This window comes from Variovorax sp. P4_D9 (genome assembly GCF_056401695.1).
Genome location: NZ_JBFUIU010000793.1, coordinates 1 through 4,045 on the forward strand (window position 1 = coordinate 1; position 4,045 = coordinate 4,045).

The following is a 4,045-nucleotide window of genomic DNA, read 5'->3' on the forward strand; positions in this document are numbered from 1 at the left end:
ACCGACCCGTCCGCTGCCAGCAGAATTTCATAGCCGATCTTCTCGGGACTGTAACCGAAGGCCGAAAGGTCGCGTTCACCGCGCGCGAGCAGGCGCTGGTAGTTCTGATACAGGGCCTGGAGGATCATGCCTTGACCTCGTCGCTTTGCCAGGGCGGCACTTCGATCGCGCCCCCAGCCAGACGCGCACGAAAGAAGCGCGGCGCCATACCGCGATCGAAATCGATGTCGTGAAGCATCCAGCCCAGGTCACGCTCTACCTGCAGGCTGTCATCGGCGGCGGGAATCGCCTCACCGTCTTCCAGCAACCGGAAGTTCGCAGGAAACTCTCGCACACCCATGCAAGGCATCTGGAAGCATTGGCCCTTGCGCGCGCGGCGATTGAAGATGTCCAGATGTTTGCCAACCGAATCGTCGGGGCCAGCCTTGGCCGTCATGTCGAAGTGCGCTTCGATGACATATGCCACGTCGCGCAGGATGGTGGCGGCGCGCTGTTGCCGGTCTTCGTCGACGAAGTTCGCTATGCCAGACGTGCTGCCAGCCTTCATAGCCTTCGCCACGCTGGCAGATGAAAGCTTGCCGCCGACTTCGTTGCGGCGGATCGATTCAAAGCGGATCGGCTTCAGCACGTGGATGCGGTCCACGGACCAGCGGATCGCCGGCTTCCAATGGATGGCATCGAGGATGCCGCGCGCGGCCGACGGGGTAATCACGTCGTATGAGACGCGCTCTACTTTCATTTCCGGGCGCGTGAAACATGCGCGGTCGCCCCACACGAGAACTCGAACTCCAAATGTCATTGATCCCTCTTCCCAAAATAACATCCCAAAGGCAACGCCCTAAGGTCGGCCTCTGATGGCTAAACGATGGTGCTGGAGATATGCATGTAAGCAGGCTCGCCCCAGTCCAACCCCACGCATCTGTCATACAGGTCGTGATTGATCAATTCCATGAATTGCTCGCCCCACTTCTCAGGTGATACCGCCTGGATCGCTCCGGCCTTGCGCAACGCATCGAAGCCCTGGCGGGGCAGTTGCACAAGGTACGGTTGCAACTTCCGCGCGACACCCAAACTGCCTTCCGAAAAACGCAATGCTTCCAGCGCCGCGCGTGCCGCATCATCGTAAGGCACGACCACCGGCATCTGGAGGTTGTCGATCATTCGGAACTTGGTGGCCAGCGTCTCCAGCGGCAGGCTGTCGGGGCGACTGCCTCGCGCGATGCCCAGCAAGTCGTGCGCGTCAAGTTCGTTGTCCCCCTTTTGCCAGTAGAGCAACCGGAAGTAGCGCTCGATGGCCGCAGGCGACAGCGGGTCGTCTGCATGCAGGCGCAGCACTTCACGTGCGGCCTGGGCGAACTGCTCGAGTTCGGGCGGCGGCGCCCATTCATCCTTGGCCACCGCAAACACCAGCACTTCGCTAGCAAGCAGCGCGCGCCGACCCTCACGGTTGCAGCGGCCGGCAGCCTGTGCGATGGAATCGAGCCCGGCCTCGGCCCGCAGCACCGTGGGGAAATCCACGTCAACGCCCGCCTCGATGAGCGACGTTGATACCAGCCGGCAAGGCAAGCCATCCCTCAACATCTGCCGCACATCGGCCAACACGGCGCTGCGATGCTTGGCGCACATCAACGTGGTCAGATGGCGCGCGCCTGGCAGGTCGGCCATGGCCTGATACACAGCGCGCGCATGGCGGCGGTTGTTGACGATGCACAGCACCTGCTCGCGTCCACGCATGTGGCCTGCCAGTGCCTCGTCGTCCAACATGCCCACATGCCGCACGCGCACCCGTTCAAGCTGGCGGAACAAGTTGTCTCGGTTCGGCGCAAGCTCGTGAACACCGTCAAGGCCACCCACGAAATCCGGTGCATTCAGTGCCGGCTGTGTGGCCGTGCACAGGACGATGCTGCTGCGGTAGTTGCGCGCCAGTTCGTCGATCGCCGCCACACAGGGACGCAGCAGCTTCAGCGGAAGGGTCTGGGCTTCGTCGAGGACGACGACGCTGCCTGCGATGTTGTGCAGCTTGCGGCATTGCGAGGGACGGGCTGCGAACAGGCTCTCGAAGAACTGCACTGCCGTGGTGACGACGATCGGCGCGTCCCAGTTCTCCATGGCCAGCCGGAGCTTTTGCAGGGATTGGTACTTGTCCGGATCCGAAGAAGGAGTGGTTGGTTCGACGAAGGCGCTGTGGTGTTCGAGGACCGCGCGCTCGCCCAGATCGCCCAGGGCGCGGCGGAACGCGGCCGCGTTTTGCTCGACGATGCTTGTGAACGGGATCACGAAGATCACTCGCCGCAGTCCATGGCGGATCGCGTGATCTAGCGCGAAGGCAAGAGACGCCAGCGTCTTGCCGCCGCCGGTCGGAACGGTCAACGAGAAAAGACCGGGGGGGTGGTCGGCTTCACCACGCACATGGCGCAGGATGTCGGCGCGCAGGCTGTTGACCGGCGAATCGGCTTGAAAGGTGCCAAGAAACGCATCGAGCCGTTCGCGCAACTGCAGCAGGGTCGGCGGGTCGGCGGCCCGGTGGGACACGCGCCTTTCAGTGCTGTCGTAAAACGCTTCCGTGTCAAGGAAGTCGGCATCCACGAGGCACGAGAACAGCATGCGCGCAAGAAAAGTGAACTGGAACTGTTGGCGCTCCTTGTTCTCGGAAAGGTTCTTGCCGTAGGGCTTGAAGCCTGCCGGCGGAACTAGCGCAGCAGGCAGTTCAACCTCGTCGCGCCACAATTGATCAAGCGATGGAAGCTCACTGCGCAGCCGATCTTGGAGGGCGGTGCGCTCTCCTGCCCCCTGACCGTTGGCAAGGCCCGCGTGGTGGCCAGCAATGCCGTAGGCCAGCAACTGACCAATAACAGGGCCAAAACGCTCCACCACTACGCGGGCGCCCCAGGACGAATGGTCGACGCGCGGTCCCTCTCCGCTCAATCGAAGCTGGAAAGCGTCGGTGTATTTTCCAAGGTCGTGTAACCGGCCTTGAACGTCAGCCAACAGACTTGCACCGAAAACTTCGGCGAATGCCCCGGCTGCGCTGCCTGTTTGCAGCAGGTGGTCAGAGAGGCGCTGCCAAGTCGCAGTAGCTTGCCCCTGAACGGAGTGCGCGAAATATGTGATGCCATCTCCTGGAAAGCAGTGGATCGCTGCGTGCAATCGGCGGACCTTGCTGCGCGGGCGTCGCTACAAAATGTAATCGAAAATTTCGCCCCTTCGCATGGCCGAGAGCTACATCGCGCACGCCGCGATCGCTAGGCTGAACGCTTGGGGCCGATCAAGGGGTGTAGCCATCACAATTACACGCTCGATAGTGGACCGCGGAGGCGCAGGCGGGGAGGACGTGCGAGAGCCGACGCTCCCACAGGGACGACCATGGATCGAATATCGAGGGCGCCGAATCGCCGGTATCCAAGGCCTTGGTGCGCCAGCTTGAGCACTTCTCTGCGTTTTCGCCGTATCGGGCAGCCACCGCCCTTTTCGATTGGGGATCGCCCAATAAACCGACTGACGGCTAATGGCGCTCGACACATGCGCGGCACGGTGTCACATTGCTGATTTCATTCAATCAAGCATATGAACCCAAGAAGAGGGCTCGCCGCTCCGCCCAACATCTCAACGGCCTTGGCGCGAAGCGTCTGGAGGTCGCTGGCCGCCAAGCGAAGCCTCCCCGATGCCAAAGCGGCCGCGAACTCCAGTGCTGCGGCTCCGTAAGCATGATCCCGCCGAGCAAACAGCTTGAGCAGAAATTCCTTCATCAGACCGCTCAGATGTGGGCTCGACGAGTAGTCGAGTTCCGATGGGTAGGCGGCTCGCAGGATGCACGCCTGCAGTAGGTTGTCGTTGAACCGCTGGAAATTCTCCGGCGCGAGCACGACGGACTCGTATCCTGTCGGCCTGAGTTGATGAGTCGGGTTCGCAAGGTCCCGTGCGGCCTGCAGTACTGACGCAACGGTAGCGAACGTCGTGCTGGTTGAGACTTGAGGCAGGCGACCGTCGAATGCGCTGCCAAAAAAAACGAATCCATCGGTTAGACTGAGTTGCGCCCCACCATTCG

The 4,045-nt window shown here is 61.9% G+C and carries 3 protein-coding genes; all 3 read right to left on the reverse strand.

What is annotated here, in order from left to right; genetic code table 11:
* Nucleotides 1–124: 124 nt before the first annotated feature.
* Nucleotides 125–799 (reverse strand): type I-C CRISPR-associated protein Cas5c, encoded by a 675-nt coding sequence (gene cas5c / locus AC1DY5_RS45305; RefSeq protein ID WP_478120938.1) that lies wholly within the window; start codon nucleotides 797–799, stop codon nucleotides 125–127.
* 59 nt (nucleotides 800–858) lie between these two features.
* Nucleotides 859–3,147, reverse strand: coding sequence for a CRISPR-associated endonuclease Cas3'' (locus AC1DY5_RS45310; RefSeq protein WP_478120939.1), 2,289 nt, complete (start codon nucleotides 3,145–3,147; stop codon nucleotides 859–861).
* Nucleotides 3,148–3,548: 401 nt separating this feature from the next.
* Nucleotides 3,549–4,045, reverse strand: a 497-nt coding sequence (locus AC1DY5_RS45315) for a hypothetical protein (RefSeq protein WP_478120940.1), incomplete at its 5' end; no start/stop codon positions are given.

Coding starts and splice junctions, on each gene's coding strand:
- cas5c (WP_478120938.1), bottom strand. CDS start 799: ATGACATTTGGAGTTCGAGTTCTCGTGTGGGGCGACCGCGCATGTTTC.